This window comes from Hyunsoonleella pacifica (genome assembly GCF_004310335.1).
GTDB lineage: Bacteria > Bacteroidota > Bacteroidia > Flavobacteriales > Flavobacteriaceae > Jejuia > Jejuia pacifica.
Map to the genome: position 1 here is coordinate 236,662 of NZ_SIRS01000007.1, position 18,122 is coordinate 254,783.

At 32.3% G+C, this 18,122-nt stretch carries 19 protein-coding genes; 5 read left to right on the forward strand and 14 right to left on the reverse strand.

Annotated elements, in window-relative coordinates; translation table 11 throughout:
* Nucleotides 1-7 precede the first annotated feature (7 nt).
* The 4 genes from EYD46_RS16755 to EYD46_RS16770 all read right to left on the reverse strand — a co-directional run bounded on the left by EYD46_RS16755 (nucleotide 8) and on the right by EYD46_RS16770 (nucleotide 3,857).
* A complete protein-coding gene (locus EYD46_RS16755; RefSeq protein ID WP_130938319.1) occupies nucleotides 8-1,084 on the reverse strand; it encodes an ABC transporter permease in 1,077 nt (358 codons plus the stop codon).
* A 4-nt stretch (nucleotides 1,085-1,088) separates the two neighbouring features.
* On the reverse strand, nucleotides 1,089-2,789 hold the full coding sequence (locus tag EYD46_RS16760; protein ID WP_130938320.1) for a BT_3928 family protein: 1,701 nt from the start codon (nucleotides 2,787-2,789) through the stop codon (nucleotides 1,089-1,091).
* 128 nt (nucleotides 2,790-2,917) lie between these two features.
* Nucleotides 2,918-3,274, reverse strand: a complete 357-nt coding sequence (locus tag EYD46_RS16765) for a four helix bundle protein (protein ID WP_130938321.1) — start codon at nucleotides 3,272-3,274, stop codon at nucleotides 2,918-2,920.
* Between the two features lie 43 nt (nucleotides 3,275-3,317).
* Entirely contained in the window at nucleotides 3,318-3,857 is a 540-nt protein-coding gene (locus tag EYD46_RS16770; RefSeq protein WP_130938384.1) for a DUF1599 domain-containing protein, read from the reverse strand.
* A gap of 111 nt (nucleotides 3,858-3,968) precedes the next feature.
* Between EYD46_RS16770 and folP the strand changes: the two genes are divergently transcribed.
* Genes folP through EYD46_RS16795 form a run of 5 tightly spaced genes read left to right on the forward strand, consistent with a single transcriptional unit; the run spans nucleotide 3,969 to nucleotide 7,905 of the window.
* Complete coding sequence (gene folP / locus EYD46_RS16775) at nucleotides 3,969-4,793, forward strand: dihydropteroate synthase (protein ID WP_130938322.1); 825 nt, start codon at nucleotides 3,969-3,971, stop codon at nucleotides 4,791-4,793.
* Nucleotides 4,794-4,814: 21 nt separating this feature from the next.
* Complete coding sequence (locus EYD46_RS16780) at nucleotides 4,815-5,498, forward strand: hypothetical protein (protein ID WP_130938323.1); 684 nt, start codon at nucleotides 4,815-4,817, stop codon at nucleotides 5,496-5,498.
* Nucleotides 5,499-5,534: 36 nt separating this feature from the next.
* Entirely contained in the window at nucleotides 5,535-6,320 is a 786-nt protein-coding gene (locus EYD46_RS16785) for a diadenylate cyclase (protein ID WP_130938324.1), read from the forward strand.
* Entirely contained in the window at nucleotides 6,320-7,114 is a 795-nt protein-coding gene (locus tag EYD46_RS16790; protein ID WP_130938325.1) for a DUF3667 domain-containing protein, read from the forward strand. Before EYD46_RS16785 ends, EYD46_RS16790 begins: the two co-directional genes overlap by 1 nt.
* Before the next feature lie 2 nt (nucleotides 7,115-7,116).
* On the forward strand, nucleotides 7,117-7,905 hold the full coding sequence (locus tag EYD46_RS16795) for a DUF3667 domain-containing protein (protein ID WP_130938326.1): 789 nt from the start codon (nucleotides 7,117-7,119) through the stop codon (nucleotides 7,903-7,905).
* On the opposite strand, the gene EYD46_RS16800 is transcribed toward EYD46_RS16795, so the two are convergent.
* The 10 genes from EYD46_RS16800 to EYD46_RS16845 all read right to left on the reverse strand — a co-directional run bounded on the left by EYD46_RS16800 (nucleotide 7,906) and on the right by EYD46_RS16845 (nucleotide 18,066).
* Complete coding sequence (locus EYD46_RS16800; protein WP_130938327.1) at nucleotides 7,906-9,675, reverse strand: ABC transporter ATP-binding protein; 1,770 nt, start codon at nucleotides 9,673-9,675, stop codon at nucleotides 7,906-7,908. It abuts the gene before it with no gap.
* Nucleotides 9,676-10,419 carry a tRNA pseudouridine(38-40) synthase TruA gene (truA, locus tag EYD46_RS16805; RefSeq protein ID WP_130938328.1) on the reverse strand — a complete coding sequence of 248 codons (744 nt, stop codon included), beginning with the start codon at nucleotides 10,417-10,419 and terminating at the stop codon, nucleotides 9,676-9,678.
* Between the two features lie 340 nt (nucleotides 10,420-10,759).
* Nucleotides 10,760-13,537 (reverse strand): COR domain-containing protein, encoded by a 2,778-nt coding sequence (locus EYD46_RS16810; protein WP_130938329.1) that lies wholly within the window; start codon nucleotides 13,535-13,537, stop codon nucleotides 10,760-10,762.
* A gap of 407 nt (nucleotides 13,538-13,944) precedes the next feature.
* On the reverse strand, nucleotides 13,945-14,232 hold the full coding sequence (locus EYD46_RS16815) for a type II toxin-antitoxin system RelE/ParE family toxin (RefSeq protein WP_130938330.1): 288 nt from the start codon (nucleotides 14,230-14,232) through the stop codon (nucleotides 13,945-13,947).
* Nucleotides 14,225-14,464, reverse strand: a complete 240-nt coding sequence (locus tag EYD46_RS16820) for a ribbon-helix-helix domain-containing protein (protein WP_130938331.1) — start codon at nucleotides 14,462-14,464, stop codon at nucleotides 14,225-14,227. The genes EYD46_RS16815 and EYD46_RS16820 overlap by 8 nt, the downstream gene beginning before the upstream one ends.
* A 357-nt stretch (nucleotides 14,465-14,821) precedes the next feature.
* Nucleotides 14,822-15,658 carry an NmrA family NAD(P)-binding protein gene (locus EYD46_RS16825; RefSeq protein ID WP_130938332.1) on the reverse strand — a complete coding sequence of 279 codons (837 nt, stop codon included), beginning with the start codon at nucleotides 15,656-15,658 and terminating at the stop codon, nucleotides 14,822-14,824.
* Between the two features lie 43 nt (nucleotides 15,659-15,701).
* Complete coding sequence (locus EYD46_RS16830; protein ID WP_130938333.1) at nucleotides 15,702-16,103, reverse strand: DUF5367 family protein; 402 nt, start codon at nucleotides 16,101-16,103, stop codon at nucleotides 15,702-15,704.
* Nucleotides 16,104-16,130: 27 nt separating this feature from the next.
* Nucleotides 16,131-16,625 carry an anthrone oxygenase family protein gene (locus EYD46_RS16835; RefSeq protein WP_130938334.1) on the reverse strand — a complete coding sequence of 165 codons (495 nt, stop codon included), beginning with the start codon at nucleotides 16,623-16,625 and terminating at the stop codon, nucleotides 16,131-16,133.
* Complete coding sequence (locus tag EYD46_RS16840; RefSeq protein ID WP_130938335.1) at nucleotides 16,609-16,968, reverse strand: hypothetical protein; 360 nt, start codon at nucleotides 16,966-16,968, stop codon at nucleotides 16,609-16,611. Before EYD46_RS16840 ends, EYD46_RS16835 begins: the two co-directional genes overlap by 17 nt.
* 108 nt (nucleotides 16,969-17,076) lie before the next feature.
* Nucleotides 17,077-18,066: an AraC family transcriptional regulator gene (locus tag EYD46_RS16845; protein ID WP_130938336.1), complete on the reverse strand. Its 990-nt coding sequence runs from the start codon at nucleotides 18,064-18,066 to the stop codon at nucleotides 17,077-17,079.
* Nucleotides 18,067-18,122: the final 56 nt, after the last annotated feature.

The window sequence follows — 18,122 nt, forward strand, 5'->3', positions numbered from 1 at the left end:
TATACTTTTACTGTAATTTGACTTTAGGATCTAACCAAACATAGATTAAGTCGACTAAAATATTAATCATTACAAATAAAGTAGCTATTACTAAAACTGATCCCATTATTACGGGTAGATCCAATGTATTTAATGCATTTACTATTTCTTTACCTAATCCGTTCCAACCAAAAATAAATTCCACAAAAACGGCACCTGTCAACATAGATGCAAACCAACCAGAAATAGCTGTAACTACAGGGTTTAACGCATTTTTGAGGGCATGACGTTTTATAATTTGAAATTCGCTTAACCCTTTAGCTCTAGCAGTTCTTATATAGTCTTGGTTAAAAACTTCTAGCAGTGAATTACGCATTAATTGAATAACTACTGCTAACGGACGAATACCTAAAACTATGGCAGGTAAAATGAGATTTTTCCATTTAATATGTATAGCTTCTCCAAAGTCGTCAAGTTCGTATAGGCTGCCTGTCATTTCCAAATTAGTGAATTCGTGCAACACATATCCAAATAACCATGCAAACAGAATTGCACTAAAAAAAGAGGGGACACTCATACCAAGGGTACTAAAAACTTGAATGGTTTTATCCAACCATCTATCTTTATACAGCGCAGAGACTATTCCCAATAAAATCCCTAAAATTATAGCAATAATAATTGCTGATACTGCCAAAACGAATGTATTAGGTAATGTTTCTCCTAAAACTTGTGTTACTTTTTTACCTTGTTTGGTAAATGACTCTCGCAGATATGGAAATTTTATTACTGTGGTTGTATTTCCTAAAGAGAACAGTGATGTAGCACTATATTTATTTTCTCCCAAATACGTATAATCTTCTTTGTTTTTAGAATGAAATGATAACGGAGACAAATCATTAATGTAATAGGCATACTGCATTAAAACTGGCTTATCAAAACCATATTTTGCTTTTACTTTGACAAGCTGTTCACTATCTTCATTTTGCCCCATCATCATTTGTGCTGGGTCACCCGGAAGTACATTGAACAAAAAGAATAAGACGGTTACTACTCCTAGTAGAGTGAGTATAGCGTAAAGGATTTTATTTAAGAGGTAGTTTATCAGTTGTTTAATTAATATTTCTTAACAATTCAATAATCCATGGGTTATCCTTCTCTATAGATTTTACTTGTTTCAATGTATATGATTTAAATGTAAAATCATCCCCAAACATTAGTTTGCCATTTTCTTCTACAGTAGTTTCAAAGCCTACAGATTTTCTTATAGAATCAACTATCTTTGAGTTTTTAATTGGCCATATTATATTTTCTTCATTGTGATTTTGGTTTAGTACTATTCCTTGGGTGCCATAAATTTGCTCTTTTCCCTGACTCATCAAAAATCTATCTTCAGCCATAGCAACTTTATCAAAAGCTAATTCTTTTTTTACAGCAGCACCTTTTAAAATTTGCAAATATTTTTCAATTTTATTTGAGTGCTGAATAACAAAAAAAGCTACGTCACTCGTTTCTTCCCCTACCATTGACTTACCAGGATAGCCATTTCCACGAATAACCTCTTCAATATAAATCAAATTTAAACTATCTATTTTATTCTGTTCCTTAAAATTCTTGTCGTAGTTATCCCAAGTATCTCTATATTTTTGATCTAATTCAAGTATACTATCTAATTTTGTTTTTAAATTAAAATTATAAATATTTGAAATTGGTAGACGCCTAAATTCTAACTCTTCTATGTCATTCCAATGTACTTTTTGCATTACAGTTCCTTTATCCATTTCAATAATTCCAGGATTAGAACGCACTACGGTTTTTAACGCCTTTTCATCACATAAGTACCATTCAAAATCTATATTGTAAGCCTCTCTTATTCGCTCTTTGGCATCTGTCCCTGAAGCTGTTAAACCAATGATTTGATAGTTATTTGCTCTAGCTTTATTCTGTAAAGCTTTCAACTTCGATGCTCCATCTGCTTCAATTTTTTCTAAACTATAAGATATAACTACAACCAGATTGTCTTGATCCAAAAAATGAGTGGTTAAATCTTCATCTTCACTTTCAATTGAAAAATCTACTACAGGAGGCGTATAACCTTCTTGAATTACTTTGGTTTCAACACCAACAAATTCGCCTTTTACATCAGGATAAGCACCTTTAGTTTTTATAACCTGCTCTTCTCCGTTTACATTAAACTTCCAACTATATTCTTGAATAGGCTTAGGCGCATCATCTGGAATTGTCATACCCTCTTTTATATTTTTACCAATGGCATAAGCTCTAAAATCTATAGAAGGTAAATGCATCAACACATGATACCCAAACCACAAGCTTACAATAAAACCTAATAAAGCCATTACTGTTGTAGGTAATTTTGAAAACACTGGTTTTATGTGTTTAACACCAAAAAATAGAATCAGGATAAATAGCAATAACACTACATCTTTACCAAAAGATTCCCAGGGCTCTAATTTTAAAAAGTCTCCAAAACAGCCACAGTCTTTTACTTTTTCAAAATAAGCAGCATAAAACGTTAAAAAAGTGAAGAATACAATCATGAGTAACAAACTCCAAACTGTAAATTTAGGTTTGTAACCTATTAGTAAAAACACCCCTAAAACTACTTCAAAAACGACTACAAAAACTGAAATCAATAAGGCATAAGGTTCTAAGAATGGAATATTTAATACGTCTGGACTAAAATACTCCTGAAGTTTATACGAAAAACCTATAGGGTCATTTAGCTTTATAAATCCAGAAAAGATGAATAATACGCCTACTAAGATTCTACTTATTGCTACTAATACTTTCATAATTTTATAAATTCCAAATTACAAACTCTAAATTCCAAAACTCACTCAAATTCTATATAAATCCCAAATTATAAACTCAACTATCAGAAGTTTATTAAACTTTACTTAGTACTATAAAAATGCTAAAATCATCCAAGTTTATTGATAATGGCTGATAATATTTTACGCAATTCATTTGCTTCTAATTGTAACCTTTCAATCCTTTCCTCATCCTTTTTATTAAGTGATTTTAGAAGTTTCAGCCAATATTCACTTTCTTTAGCTTCTTTTCTAGCAATTTTTAATCTGAATTTCAAATCTTTATCTCCCAACTTCTCATTCCCTTCAATATAATTGGCACCTACTGAACCAGACGATCTTACTAATTGTTTTCCATCTTCAATATTAGAAATTGTCGGTTTTAAGTCTTTTACCAAAAACCTACAATCTTTAGCAAATTCAAAAGTTCTTTCTTCTAGATTGTATGCTCTTTTACTTTCTAACACTTTTGGAATTTAGAGTTTTATTTTTTGGAATTTTGTTTTTGATTTAGTTCTGCCCAAGCAGAATTAAAGCAAAAATGGCATAATTAATCATATCCTGATAATTAGCATCTATACCTTCACTTACTAATGTTTTACCTTGATTGTCTTCAATTTGCTTTACGCGTAATAATTTTTGCAAAATCAAATCTGTTAAGCTACTCACTCGCATGTCTCGCCATGCCTCGCCATAATCATGGTTTTTATCTTCCATTAACTTTTTAGTGGTAGCTACTTGCGCTTCATACAATGCTTTAGCTTCTTCAGTAGACATATCAGGTTGTTCCACAACACCTTTCTCTAATTGAATCAATGCCATAATACAGTAATTTATAATACCTATAAATTCACTTTCCTGTCCCTCATCTACTTTTTGTACATCATTTTGCTGTAAACCTCTAATGCGTTGTGCTTTTATAAATATCTGATCGGTTAACGATGGCAATCTTAATATTCGCCATGCACTACCGTAATCACTCATTTTCTTAACGAATAAACTTTTACAGGTATCTATTACCGCATCATATTGTTTTGAAGTATCTTGCATCTGGGATTTTCTAGCATTAAATTTGCGTAAATTTCGCATAAATAATTAGAATGTTCAAAGTTTAGGGTTTAAAGTTTTAAACCAGATACAAACACTACACCATACCTGATAATGACCATAAATTGCAAAGGCCAACTTGTTGATGTATCAACCCCAAAAGTAATGGGCGTTTTAAATGTAACACCAGATTCTTTTTACGATGGCGGGAAATATAAGAATGAAGCTTCTATTTTAAAACAAGTAGCACAAATGTTAAATGAAGGTGCTACTTTTATTGACGTAGGTGCTTATAGCTCCAGACCAGGTGCAGACCATGTTACCATAGATGAAGAATTAAATAGAGTTTTACCAATTGTAAACTTAATTTTAAACGAATTTCCCGAAACATTGCTTTCTATTGATACATTTAGAAGCACTATTGCGAGACGATCTATAGAAGCTGGTGCTGCTTTAATTAATGATATTTCGGCAGGACAACTGGATAACAACATGTTAAAAACTATTGCTGAATTACAAGTACCGTACATTATGATGCACATGCGCGGCACTCCACAAACCATGCAAAGTTTAACGGATTATGATAATTTGGTAAAAGATATTCTATTCTATTTTTCAGAACGAATTGCAGCAGCTAGAGATTTAGGAATTATTGACCTGATAATTGACCCAGGCTTTGGTTTTGCTAAAACCTTAGAGCAGAATTTTGAGCTTCTAAATAAATTAGAATTATTTAAAATAATTGAAAAACCTTTGTTAGTTGGTGTTTCTAGAAAATCTATGATTTATAAAACTTTAGAAACCTCAGCTAAAGAGGCTTTAAATGGTACCACAGTTTTAAACACCATCGGTTTACAAAAAGGAGCTTCTATTTTACGTGTACATGATGTTAAGGAGGCTGTGGAATGTGTGAAGCTTGTTGAATCGTTGAATCGTTGACTTGTTTAATTTGTCATCACTATGAAGAATATCTTTTTTTATATAACTCTTGCTTTTATAGTATCCTGCGGAAACGAAAGAGAATTACAACTTCCTGAAATTGATAAAGCTGCTATTACCGAAATACAAGATGTTTCAGTTGCTTATTTATTTTACGATGAAACGCAACCTGATAGTGTTTTACTAAATAGAAAAAACTTGATTAGCACCACAAATTGGTTAGTCAATGTAGATAAGCGGTTAACTTTAAAACAAGCCATTCCTCACATAAAATTTTTACAAGACAAAAAAAAATCTTCCAGCCATAAAAATGAAAATGCAAAAAATTATTTTACCTGTCATGATTTGAGTATTAATAATTTGGGGTTTTTGGAGTTTACAAGTACAAATTATAATGTTGAAAAACCTGAAATGATTTTTTCTGATATTTCTGATCTTAAATATTCAGGAAACATTCATACGGTTAATTTCGAAGTTAATGAAGATATTTTAATTTTCCCAGGATACGCTTTAGACATCAATATAGCAACAGATAAGAAAGAGTTTACAAATGAAATTAAAAAATTAGATACTTTAAGAGGAAGGATCATTTTAAATTTCCATAAAAATTTAAAATTTGAAGATTATATACTATATAAATCGTTGTTATCAAATATAAATTTAAATCATTTATCAATCTCGAATCAAGAGTATCTTTATAATTAACCACAATTTCTTAAATTTACAAAAACCCTTTACCTATTGAACATCTTTGATGATATTTTAAATCTCCGCTTCATCGATTATTTAGATGTTGTGCTTGTAGCATTACTGCTCTATTACCTGTACAAACTTGTTAAAGGTACGGTAGCCATAAATATTTTTCTTGGTATCATTATTATCTATGGCGCTTGGAAACTTACCGAATTCCTTAATATGGAATTACTTTCAGGTATATTTGGAGGGTTCATGCGTGTTGGTATCATTGCCTTAATAGTAGTATTCCAACCAGAAATCAGGAAATTTTTATTAATGGTAGGCTCTACTAATTTTAGTAGACGTCGTAAATTTTTAAAACAACTTAAATTCCTAAAAACTGAGGCTACCAATGAAAGTGATGTGGACGCTATTATTTCTGCGTGTAATAAAATGAGCATGTCTAAAACAGGAGCTTTAATCGTTTTTGAACGTAATAATAATCTAGATTTCCTTTCAGAATCGGGAGACGAAATGAATATTAAAGTAACGCAGCCCATTATAGAAAGTATCTTCTTTAAAAATAGTCCGCTTCATGATGGCGCTATAATCGTTAGTAATAATATCGTAAAAGCTACACGAGTAATTCTACCAGTAAATAATGATAAAAACATCCCGCAACGTTTTGGATTACGACATCGCGCTGCTATAGGAGTTACAGAAAAAACAGATGCTTTAGCTTTGGCTGTTAGTGAAGAGACAGGACATATTTCCTATTTTAAAGATGGCGAATTTGTAGTGTTTGAAGACACTACTGAATTATCTAAAATGATAAAGAAAGATTTAGCTTAATGGAATGTAAAAACTGTGGTATCAAAATGCAATCCTATCAAAACTACTGTTCAGACTGTGGTGCTAAAGTTATTCGTAATAGACTCACATTCAAAAATATATGGTCTGAAATAAATCTTTACTTTTTCAATTTAGACAATAAATTATTCCGCACGCTATTGTTCCTTTTTACAAAACCGGAAGAGGTAATTGTAAGCTATATTAAAGGTACTAGAAAAAAGTATGTAGATGTTATTCAATACTTTGCTATCGCACTAACACTAGTTGGGATTCAAGTTTTTTTAATGAACACCTTTTTTAAAGATGCTATGGATTTAAGTGATCTTTATGGTGATGCTTTTAAAGACTTAGCCACTCAAAAAAACAATCCGTTCTCTCCTGAAAATATGGATTATAGCCTTATAAATAACTACCAGAGTTTAATTTATGTGCTAAGTGTACCCATTTCTGCGTTTTCAACATGGATAGCCTATTTTATAGCTGGAGAACGGAGCTATAATTTTACTGAACACATTGTTATAAACTTATATTATTCTGCTCAAATTATCATTGTAAGTGCTGTTTTAAGTATCCTATTTTTAGTGTGTGGTGGAAATTACTTAACGATTTCAATGTTTGTGAGCCTATTAACATTCGCATACCTTTTTTATGTATTACACCGTGTATTTAAGGCATCATTCCTTGAGAGTTTTGCCAGGTTTGTATTAATCGGGTTTTGTTATGTTATACTATTTGTATTTCTAATGTTTGTTGCTGTGGTTGGAGGTTATGTTTTTGGTTATCTAATGAAATAAAAATGAATTGTAAAAACTGTAATAGTACCTTAAGAACAGATTATAGCTATTGCCCCGATTGTGGAGGCAAAGTTGTAAGACAAAGAATTACTAATAAAAGTTTAGTTTACGATTTTTTAGAACGCTACTTTAATTTAGATAATACGTTTTTAAAAACCATTTCCCACATGATTACTAAGCCTGAGGAAGTTTGCGGTGGTTATATAAGCGGCCTAAGAAAAAAGTATTTAAATCCAGTAAGCATGTTGGCTATTTCATTAACCTCATCTGGATTTATTTTATTCTTAATGAAAAAAATAGCTTGGGAAAATATTGATTTCTCCAAGGTTAGTTATGCGCAGACAAGTTCTGGAGGTGCAGGAACAGAAAAAATTATGGCATCTACTATGGAATATAGTTCATTGTTGTTTCTATTCTACATTCCTGTTTTAGCATTTGCGAGTTATGTGTTCTTTAATAAGAAAAATTATAACCTAGCCGAACATATTGTTACTGCAATATATGCGTTAACAACCTTTAGTATTATTTCTTCTATTTATGCTATAATAATGCTACTTGCAAATCCTCAGTTTTATATTGATACAGCACTTATTTACTCCGTAGTTATGGTACTATTTTGTGTGTATGTAGCCTATAAAAATTCTCAAGACAAAAAAACATCTCTATTTTGGCGAGTACCGCTATTCTTATTGTTTTTCTTAGTAGGTTACTTTGGTATATCTATACTAACCATAGGTGGATTATTACTAACTGGGGAAATCTCATTCCAAGATTTTATACCTAAAACGTAGTTAAGCCACCTCAGCTTCCTTCAAAAACTGAACCTCATATAAATTCTTGTAATACCCATCTTTCTTTTTAAGTAATTCATCATGAGAGCCTTGTTCTACAATTTCGCCAGCATCCATAACAAGGATTTTATCTGCTTTTTTTACAGTAGCTAATCTATGGGCTATTACTATTGAAGTACGATCTTTTGTTATTTTATCAGTTGCATTTTGAATGAGCTGTTCAGAATAGGAGTCCACAGATGATGTTGCCTCATCTAACACCAAAATACTCGGATTGGTAACATACGCCCTTAAGAATGAAATTAATTGGCGCTGGCCAGAAGATAACATCACACCACGCTCCTTAACATTATAGTGATACCCTCCTGGTAAACTACTTATAAATTCATGTACGCCGATAGATTTAGCAGCTTCAATAACTTCTTCTTCAGAAACATCAGGATTGTTAAGCGTTATATTATTCAAAATCGTATCCGCAAACAAGAACACATCTTGTAATACTACTGCAATTTGAGTACGTAAAGACGCTAAAGTAACATTACTTATAGCAATACCATCAATGCATATAGTTCCGTCTTTAATTTCATAAAAACGGTTCAATAAATTAATAATCGTAGATTTTCCGGCACCAGTTGCACCAACTATAGCAATGGTTTGCCCTGCTTTAACATCAAAAGAAATACCTTTTAAAACGGGTTCGTCTTCAACGTAATTAAACCATACATTTTTAAAAGCTATATCGCCTTTAAAATGTTCCGCTTTATGCGTGCCGTTATCATCAATTTGGGAGGTAGTATCCAGCACTTTAAATACTCGTGTTGCTGCTACCATTCCCATCTGTAGTGTATTAAACTTATCAGCAATTTGACGTAACGGACGAAATAGCTTTGGAATTAAAATGATAAATGCCATAAGCACTCCAATAGATACACTTTTATCGGCAATTTGAATTACACCAACATACCAAGCTACCAAGCCAATAGTAACCGAAATGATAAATTCAGGAATTGGAAAATAAATAGAATTGTACCAAATTGTTTTTAGCCACCCTTTTTTATGGCGTTCGTTAATTTGTCTAAACTTTTCATTTTCGATATCCTCACGTGCAAATAACTGTAGAATTTTCATTCCCGTTAAACGTTCCTGCACAAAGGAATTTAAGTTAGACACCTCAGTACGTACTTCTTCAAAGGCTTTCTTCATATATTTTTGAAACAACCTTGTGGCATAAAGCACAATAGGTAACATTACAAAAACAATCAAACTCAGTTTCCAACTTTTAAAAAGCATAAAACCACACACCACTAGCATGGCAAGCAAATCTTTGAATATTTGAAACAGCCCTTGACCAAAAATATCAGCAATACGCTCCATATCAGTTACCGAACGTGTAATTAACACCCCAACCGAAGAATTATCGTAATACTTCATTTTAAAGCGTAATAAATGATCGAACAATTTTACACGTACATCCTTTACCACATGCTGCCCTAACCAACTCGCATAGTATATAAAAACCAACTGAAACAGGAATTCCAAAATCAATGCCCCTATCATAATTACGATGTAGGTTAAAAACCCTTCGCTAATTTTGTCAGTTAATTTGGTATCTATGGCACGTTGTAATAATTCTGGTGTTGCAATACCTAAAAGTGCAATAATAACTACAGATATAAACACAATGGTAAACGTAACCTTGTAAGGTCTAATAAATTTAAACAAGCGTTTAAACAGCGTAAAATCAAATATGTTTTCTTTTTTCTTCTCCATTTACAGCTTAATCGTTTCAGGATACACTACTTCTGTTAAATATAACCCATGTGCTGGTACCGAGTAGCCTGCTTCACTCCTATTTTTAGATTGTATGATGGTATGCAAATCTTCAACAGCAATCTTGCCCAACCCAATATTTATCATAGTACCAACAATGGCACGTACCATGTTGCGTAAAAAACGGTCAGCCGTAATGGTAAATTGTACCTCACCATCACGTAAAAACCACTTGGCTTTCATAATATTACAATAATACGTTTTTACATCGGTATGCGTTTTAGAAAAGCATTGAAAATCCTTATACTCAAATAAAATTTTAGCCGCAGCATTCATTTTATCAACATCTAGCGGTTGCTTTAAATAATAGGCATTACGGTGTGTAAACACATTCTTTTTTAAACTAACACGATACAGATAACTACGTCTTGTAGCATCAAAACGTGCGTGGGCATCAGGTTTTACTTTAAAAATTGTAGTAATTGCAATATTAAATGGTAAAAACGAATTGAGTTTATACACTAAATCGTCGGTATCAAACAGCCTATCCGTATCAAAATGCGCAAACATTTGGCTAGCGTGTACGCCAGTATCTGTTCTACCAGCACCCATCACCGAAATTTTGTCGCTCAATACCTTAGACAACCCATCCTCTAAAACCTCTTGTACCGTTGTAGCTTTAGGTTGTATTTGCCACCCGTGGTATACGCTCCCATTGTATGAAAGTTCTATAAAATATCGCAAAACACAATAATATATTAATTGATGTTGAGATTCTGAAACAAGTTCAGAATGACAAAAAAGTTGTCACTTTTCTAAAGCTGCAAAGATAGAGAGATTTATAGTTGTGATAAAGCGTGTTGTCTTAATTAAATATTAAAAAGTGGGCGTTACCCTCCTAAGGTCGGGTCAGGCTTTCACTAGTCGCTCCTCCTTAGGTCGGGAGCTCCACATACCGTTCAATCCTTAACGCGGGTGTGTTTGCTCATTTATAGTTTATAACTTATTTAGGTTACTTATTACATCATTGCTAATAAATCAATAAAGGGCTCTGTATGATATAAAACCTAATTTCAAAACAATTTTACTTCATATTAAGCATAAGATGAACTATCTCGATCGTTTCTCCATTATTCTCATGTCTCGAAACACCTACTTTGAGGTTTGAAAAACCATGTAGATCATCTCTAACACTAAATCCTGAAATCGGATAGTTTTCTCCAAAATCATAATTAGAATTTAAATTTTTTATATACTCAGAATAGTTTACCCACAAATTGTCAAACCTCTGAGCCTCACCAAAAACAACAATAAATTTTCTTTTCAGTTCGTGAGTATCATATTTTGAAAACAACTTCTTCATATGCTCAGCTACTACAACGTTTTTAGAACCACAGCTATCTAGTCGAAAACATTCAATGATTGTGACTGGAATACCATTATTACGTCTAATCATTATGTCTAACTCTCCAGCTCCTCTACCATTTCCAGAAATACCAGAACGAGTTTGATCAGAAATATTGTGTCCCTTGGTCCTCAATAAATCTACTAAGTCATCATTAATTAAATTTTCAATTTTCTTTTGAAACTTACGTTCAAGAACTCTAGAACTTACCTCTATTAGATCGTTTAAAACTTTATCAAGAGAATACATAGGGTTGTTATCTGACGTAGCACTATCAATGTGATAGAGTTTGAGAAGATTATGAACGTTAACCCCCCTAGCACTTACCTCACAAGGAATGGTTTTAAAAATATTTTCTTGCCCCACTTTTTTAACAAAGATATAGTTAAATAGATGTGGGATAGATGAATTAATACAATCTGGACAATTACAAGGAACCTTTTCCGGGACATTGGGATAATTCAAAGAAAGGTGAATTGCATCTAATTCTTTCCTGATAATTTCCAGCAAGAATGATGCATTATCTCCATGAATCCAAATATTCAATTTTCTTGAATATTGATCACTCATTACAAGAGCCCTTGTCCTTTCCCTTTGAATTATCACTCCATTCTTCCAAAAAGTTCTATCATGAACCATGTTTCTAACACGAACAATGAATCTAGCCATAATGCCTGCAGGCATAAAGTCATAGTGATATTCAAAACGAAGATTATCTTTGTAATTCCAGTCGAACTCTCTTCTCTCAGGTGATAATAACTCCGGAATAAGATAAGTATCTTGATCAACTTCAAAGCATAGTTCAAACTTTTTCATTAATCTAACTATGTATGGTCGTTTTTCCCCTTCAAATTCGTAAAGTATATGTTCTAAAAGTTGAGAATCAAACTCACCTTCTCTCTCTATAACCTTTTTTGAATCAAGAATTTTATATACTGCATTTGTAGCCCATTCAGGTTTTAAAAACACTAAGTTCCGTAACAAATTATCATCTTGAAAATGCAGAAATACTCCTAAGTCATGAAAATATTGACTTAGAAAAAGAGCTCTTTTATTGGATAAACCTTTCTGATTACAAATAAACAAATAGTCTTCAGTTGATATATAATTTGACTCTAATGATTCTAATTCTGTCCTTATATCTAGCCAAACTTTTGGAAGTTTATCTCCTATCAAGGGCAGAGAATCGATTTCATGTCCAATTTCTGAAGTAAGTTTACCAATATTTTGACCACTCATTGCACTCACTTGATGAAAAGAAATTATGTTTTTAAATTTAGCTTTAAGTGACTTTTCATCAATATGTGTGATTCTTTCGTCAATTTTATTAAGCACTAGAATTATTGGAGAATTATTACTCAATAAACGAATTACATTGAGCCAGTAATCAAAACTAATTAAATGCTGATCTGTTCTTGCTTCCCATACCAATAAATAAAGTGAACGTTTTGTTAAAAAGAACTGATGAGTTGAGTGATAAATTTCCTGTCCACCGAAATCCCATATATTAATTCTAAATTCAGGAGATGATTTTGTTTCTATTTTCCATGTATTAATATCTATTCCTTCAGTCGTTGAAGTTTCTGGAATTTCATTATGTATGAGTCTGTTCATAAGAAATGTCTTTCCTACATTGCCTTGACCTACAATCAGCAACTTAGCCTCATATAACTGTACATTATCCCCCAGGGATAAATAGTAATTTATTATACCTGAAACTCCTTGGGAGGCAATTTCTACAGGCACTCTACCTATTGGATTACCTTCTAATTCCAGTGACTCCAGAGAAATAAGGTTTTCAAACTCTTTCGGTAAAGAGGTAATTTTATTACCACTTAAATTTAATTTTTTTAGTTTGGTTAAGTTACCAATACTTGTGGGCAGATAAGTAAGTTCATTAAAACTTAAATCTAGTTCTTCAATATTTTCAAGTCCTGTAAAGACATCATCTTTCAAAGAGTTTATCCTATTTTCGGATAGATTTAAGTTTTCAAGAGTATTTATAAAACTAATCACACATGGAAATTCCTCTAAAGTATTACCCTTAAAACTAAGACTGCGACATTTTGAATAATCAATTTTTTCAGAACAAACTCTTTTTATCGAGTTATAACTTAAATCAACTTTTTCTATAAACATTAAGTTCTTAAACTGGCGCCCATCAATTTCTTGAATTCGGTTATCAGATAAATTAAGATATTTTAATTTTTCTAGGGTAAATACAATGGATGGGAAAAGTTTTATCATATTGTTTCTTAAACTCAAATGCTCCAAGCTTTTGAGACCAAACAACCAATCTGGTATTTCTTGTATGGAATTACCAAATAAGTCAAGATATTTCATCCGACTACACTCCTTTAATTCAATTGGAAATTCTTTAATTCTCCCTGATGTAAGTTGAACTTTCTTAGTACTTGACTTAATATTTTTTAATTTTTGCTTTATATGTGGTTTCATTTATAAATCTAATTCAAACTTTAACCTAATTTCTTCTAAGCTGATAACATATTTAATTGTAAACACCTAAGTACTATACCACACGAAGGTAGAAGAAAATCTCTACAAATTCAAGAAAACTGTCTCATTAATTAACAGAAGTAAATTACCTAAGAATCTATAACTTTACCAACATTGAAATACTAAAACAGATTCAGCAAAGCAGCACTATCAATAGCATCATTTCAAAACAAAAAAGACTAACCCAACACTATTGAATTAGTCTTTTCACTAAATTTTATATTGTAATCCTACATAGTGACCACTGTATTCCAACCCCTTATTACATAAAATAATAACATTTTTAAAATATGTAAAAAAAGCCTATGAAATAGGTCACACTGAGGTTTTAAACATTAATGTAGCTTTTAGAGTAAGGTTTCTAAATCCTGTTTTCCAACTATTGCCATTATCTCAACAGTATCTCCGTCAACTTTGTAAAAAATACTATCCGACCCGCAAACACAGCGTCTGTATCCAGTTTTTATAAAATCAACGGCTTCAAATGAAAATGGGCTTTGGGCAATAATCTCAAAATATTTAAAAAAAGAATCAAAATATTTATCAGCCTGAACCATTCCGAATTTTTTAACACCATACTGATGAATTCTAATTAAATCTTCTTTAGCAACTTCACTTAACCTAAATTTAGCCATTAAGTAAATCTTTGGACTGTTTTAGAATTTCAGCTTTATTATCAGAGGTAAAACCACTGTTTTCTGCGCTTTCTAATTTAGTTTTAATCCAATCTATTTGAACCTGCTGTTTTCTAGCTTGCCTTATCAAATCATTAACCAACTCACTCTTGCTAGAATATTCTTTTTTGTCTACTTGATGCTTCAACCATTCATCATTTGGTTCTGTAAAAGATATACTTTGTCTTGCCATAACGATTCTATTTTGGTGTAAATTTACACCAAAATAGAATCGCATGCAATTTTATATGTCTTTTAAATAGAAAAACACATTATTTAATGTGAATTCGATTTAAAAAACACTAAATTTTAAAAACTTATAACAATTAAAGCTATAATGTCATCTTGAGCGCAGTCGAAAGGTCTTAAAATCTTACATTTCAAATAGGTTTCGACTGCGCTCAACCTGACATAAATCGTAATTATATGATAGTCAGATTAAAATTAAAAAACTTATATCGAACTCACGTTATTTAGTTTGCTACAATTATTAAAAGGCTAATCCAACACCATTGAATTAGCCTTTTCACTCAAATTTTATACTGTAATTCTAGATAGCAACCACTGTATTCCAAATACCAGTTTCAGCTGTGTTTTCAGCATAGGTTTCAAAATCAATAGCAGGTCGTCCTAAAACACGCTCCACATCATGAGATACTTCTTGGTTATCTGGGTTACCTAGCACTTCTTTAAACAGATAGCCAAATAACCAAACATAAGAATCTGGCAGGCCTGCTTCTCGCATACCATCCTTAAATGCTTCTATAGAAATTGGTACATATTGTATCTGTCTCCCACTTGCCTTTGCCATGATAGTTACCAATTCTTCAAAGGTGCGTTTTTTAGGGCCTGTAACCGTTATGGTTTTACCGTTGTAGGTATCATTTGTTAAAACTTTGGTTACCACATCTGCGATATCATTAGCATCCACAAATGGAATTCTAGCTTCTGGCATTGGTAATGCTACCACACCGTTTAATAAAAACTCTAAAAATGCACCTTCACTAAAGTTTTGATTAAACCATGAGGCTCTAACCAACGTATAATTTAACCCAGAGTTAGCTACTATATCCTCACAAGCTTCTGCCTCTGTTTCGCCTTTACCCGAAAGTAATACCACTTTTTCTAAGCCAGCTTTTAAAGCTTTTTGTGTTAATGTGGTAATTGCGTCTCTAGACCCTGGCACTGCTAAATCTGGATAATACACAATGTAAGCTCTATCCATATCCGTTAAAGCTGCATCATAAGTATCTGGGTTTTCCCAATCGAATACAGGATTTGTTTTACGACCTACAACTCTAACGTTATGGCCTAATTGAGTTAAATTTTCTGCTACTCGGCGACCAGTCTTACCAGTACCTCCGATGACTAAAATGTTTTGTTTCATAATATTCGTTTTTAATGTTTATATATTTATTGTGTTTAAAAAATCAGTTAATTGTTTTTAGTGTTCTTACATAAATTTTGGTATACCAATACAATACAGTAATGGTTATAAATTCTAGCCCTATAATCCAAAACCCTAAATCGGTAAAAAACTCATAGTAACTACCGCCATTGGGTATTATAAATACTGGTACAGTAATTATAGCATCTAAAACCATAGCTGTTAAGAAAAAGGCTTGTCCTACCCAATACCCATGAGTATGTTTCTCTTTTCGGTAATAAAATCTTGCGCCATACCAAACCAGTGGCATAACCACAAGAAACAAAACCATATTAGCCTGTTGTTGGGCATCTTCTAATATTGGGATATAAAAAGATAGGTTGAACAAGCTCACACCAAAACCCCAAATAATTGTACCGATAGTAATCGCTCTTAATACTTTCATAATTGTTTGTTTTTAATAGTTCTTATTTTATTTGTTATAAAGTATACCTACTAGTAATAATGTAAATGCTGTGAAAGAGGTTATTGTACGTATCATGTGCCAAAAATTCCAAGAACTTTCAAACGTTTCTCTTAAGCGCTTTACATCTACAGATGATAAATCTTCTAATACCGAATTTTCCAGAATAGTATTTAGTGGCACATTTTTTAATACTGTTATAAGGCCCACTCCAATAAAAAACAAAACTGCCGCACTAAGGAATAGCCAGAATGTTGTTGCATCTGCTTTCCTGTATAAGTAGGTGTTCAAAAATAATAGTACTACTGGCGCAAAGAATACTATCAGAAAACGTGGGTTTATAATTGCTCTATTCATGGCTTGAAACGATTTTAAGAAGCTTAAATCGTCTAATCTTCCTATACCTGGTGTTATAGCGTTAGACCATGTAAAACAAAGTCCTGCTGTTAGTCCTGTAAACAGTACACCTAAAACTAACACGATGAGTTTAAATTTTATTTCCATAAGTTTCATTTTGTGTGTTGCTAATCCACGTTAATAATTGTTGATATTCCTTACTATTGAGTTTTATTTTATTGCCTTTCGGCATGCGTCGTTTTATAAACACCTGCTTATAAATATCATCCTTAAAAACATTCATGTTTTTAGCGGTAAAAATGCGCTTACGATTGCGCTTTGTGTGGCAGATATTGCACTTGTTTTCAAGAATTGAAAATGCTTTGTTTGAAGTAGAATCTAATTTGGTCTTTACCAAATAGTTCGTATAAGCAAGGTCTTGTTTATAGTCTTGTGGTTTGGCTGTAATAAATAGCGTAAAAACTAATACCCATTTAAATAGTGTTATCATCTTTTTACAATGTTATTGTTTTGATGATACAAAGGTGCGAAGTGCTTACACTAGATTTTTGACACTATAGGACAACCTTTTGACATTTTAAGCCAAAGTGAGTTTTTTTTAATGTTTACTTCTAAATTCTGAAGGGGTTTGGTCTGTCCATTTCTTAAAAGCGCGATTGAAAGCACTCTGTTCGGAAAAACCTGTTAAAAAGGCTATCTCTCCTACACTATTATTATGATCTTGCAGTAGTGTTTTAGCTATATGCTCTTGGGTCTTTTTAATTAAATCGCGGTATGTTACACCTGCATCTGCTAAACGTCTGGTAAGTGTTCTATTACTCATAGCTAGAAGGCTGCTAACATTTTGAATACTAGGTATACCTGTTGGAAGCCCATCTTTAATAAGAGTTTCTACATCTTGAACGAATCTATTTCCTGGAATTTTAATCCCCTTGGTTTTTTCGTCAACTTGCATTAACAGGTAGTTATTAATACTACTATCTGCTTTGGCAGTTCTTAATTGTAAATCTGCTGTTTTATAAGTAATAGCGTAATGTGGTGCATAAAACTCAATTGAACAATTAAAGGCAGCCGTATAACTGGTTAAATCTTTAGGAGGTCCATGTTTAAATGCCACTTTAATTGGTGCTATATCTTTTTCAGACATCGCTTGAAGTACTACTACAGTGGCTGACAAACTTGCTTCTGTAGATAATTCCATACCACGGCGTTTGGCTTCTCTATTAAGGTATATATGGGATAGATTTCCTTCTACTTCCACATGCCACATAAAGGTGTTGGATAATAATTTAAAATACCGCTCACTACGTTCAAAAATCTCTCCAACTCTAGAGCATGTACGCCATGAGAGTCCTAAAACCCCATAGTCTTCTATTTTCATTTGCTGACCTACTCTTACTCCAAATCCTGGACCGAGTTTATCATCTAACAATTCGTGTAATGCTAAAAACTCATCAGCCGAAATTACCTGTAATCCATCAATAGCATTAATAGGCGTGGGTAGATTCATAAAATCATCTCGAGACATACCCTCTCCAATGGCACAATTGAGCATTTTACGATATAGATGTATTGAAAAGTATTTCATTAATTATAGAGATACAGAAAATTAGATACATTATCTTATGAAGACTTATCTACATT

Coding starts and splice junctions, on each gene's coding strand:
- EYD46_RS16760 (WP_130938320.1), bottom strand. CDS start 2,789: ATGAAAGTATTAGTAGCAATAAGTAGAATCTTAGTAGGCGTATTATTC.
- EYD46_RS16770 (WP_130938384.1), bottom strand. CDS start 3,857: ATGCAAGATACTTCAAAACAATATGATGCGGTAATAGATACCTGTAAA.
- folP (WP_130938322.1), top strand. CDS start 3,969: ATGACCATAAATTGCAAAGGCCAACTTGTTGATGTATCAACCCCAAAA.
- EYD46_RS16780 (WP_130938323.1), top strand. CDS start 4,815: ATGAAGAATATCTTTTTTTATATAACTCTTGCTTTTATAGTATCCTGC.
- EYD46_RS16790 (WP_130938325.1), top strand. CDS start 6,320: ATGGAATGTAAAAACTGTGGTATCAAAATGCAATCCTATCAAAACTAC.
- EYD46_RS16795 (WP_130938326.1), top strand. CDS start 7,117: ATGAATTGTAAAAACTGTAATAGTACCTTAAGAACAGATTATAGCTAT.
- EYD46_RS16800 (WP_130938327.1), bottom strand. CDS start 9,675: ATGGAGAAGAAAAAAGAAAACATATTTGATTTTACGCTGTTTAAACGC.
- EYD46_RS16810 (WP_130938329.1), bottom strand. CDS start 13,537: ATGAAACCACATATAAAGCAAAAATTAAAAAATATTAAGTCAAGTACT.
- EYD46_RS16815 (WP_130938330.1), bottom strand. CDS start 14,232: ATGGCTAAATTTAGGTTAAGTGAAGTTGCTAAAGAAGATTTAATTAGA.
- EYD46_RS16820 (WP_130938331.1), bottom strand. CDS start 14,464: ATGGCAAGACAAAGTATATCTTTTACAGAACCAAATGATGAATGGTTG.
- EYD46_RS16825 (WP_130938332.1), bottom strand. CDS start 15,658: ATGAAACAAAACATTTTAGTCATCGGAGGTACTGGTAAGACTGGTCGC.
- EYD46_RS16830 (WP_130938333.1), bottom strand. CDS start 16,103: ATGAAAGTATTAAGAGCGATTACTATCGGTACAATTATTTGGGGTTTT.
- EYD46_RS16835 (WP_130938334.1), bottom strand. CDS start 16,625: ATGGAAATAAAATTTAAACTCATCGTGTTAGTTTTAGGTGTACTGTTT.
- EYD46_RS16840 (WP_130938335.1), bottom strand. CDS start 16,968: ATGATAACACTATTTAAATGGGTATTAGTTTTTACGCTATTTATTACA.
- EYD46_RS16845 (WP_130938336.1), bottom strand. CDS start 18,066: ATGAAATACTTTTCAATACATCTATATCGTAAAATGCTCAATTGTGCC.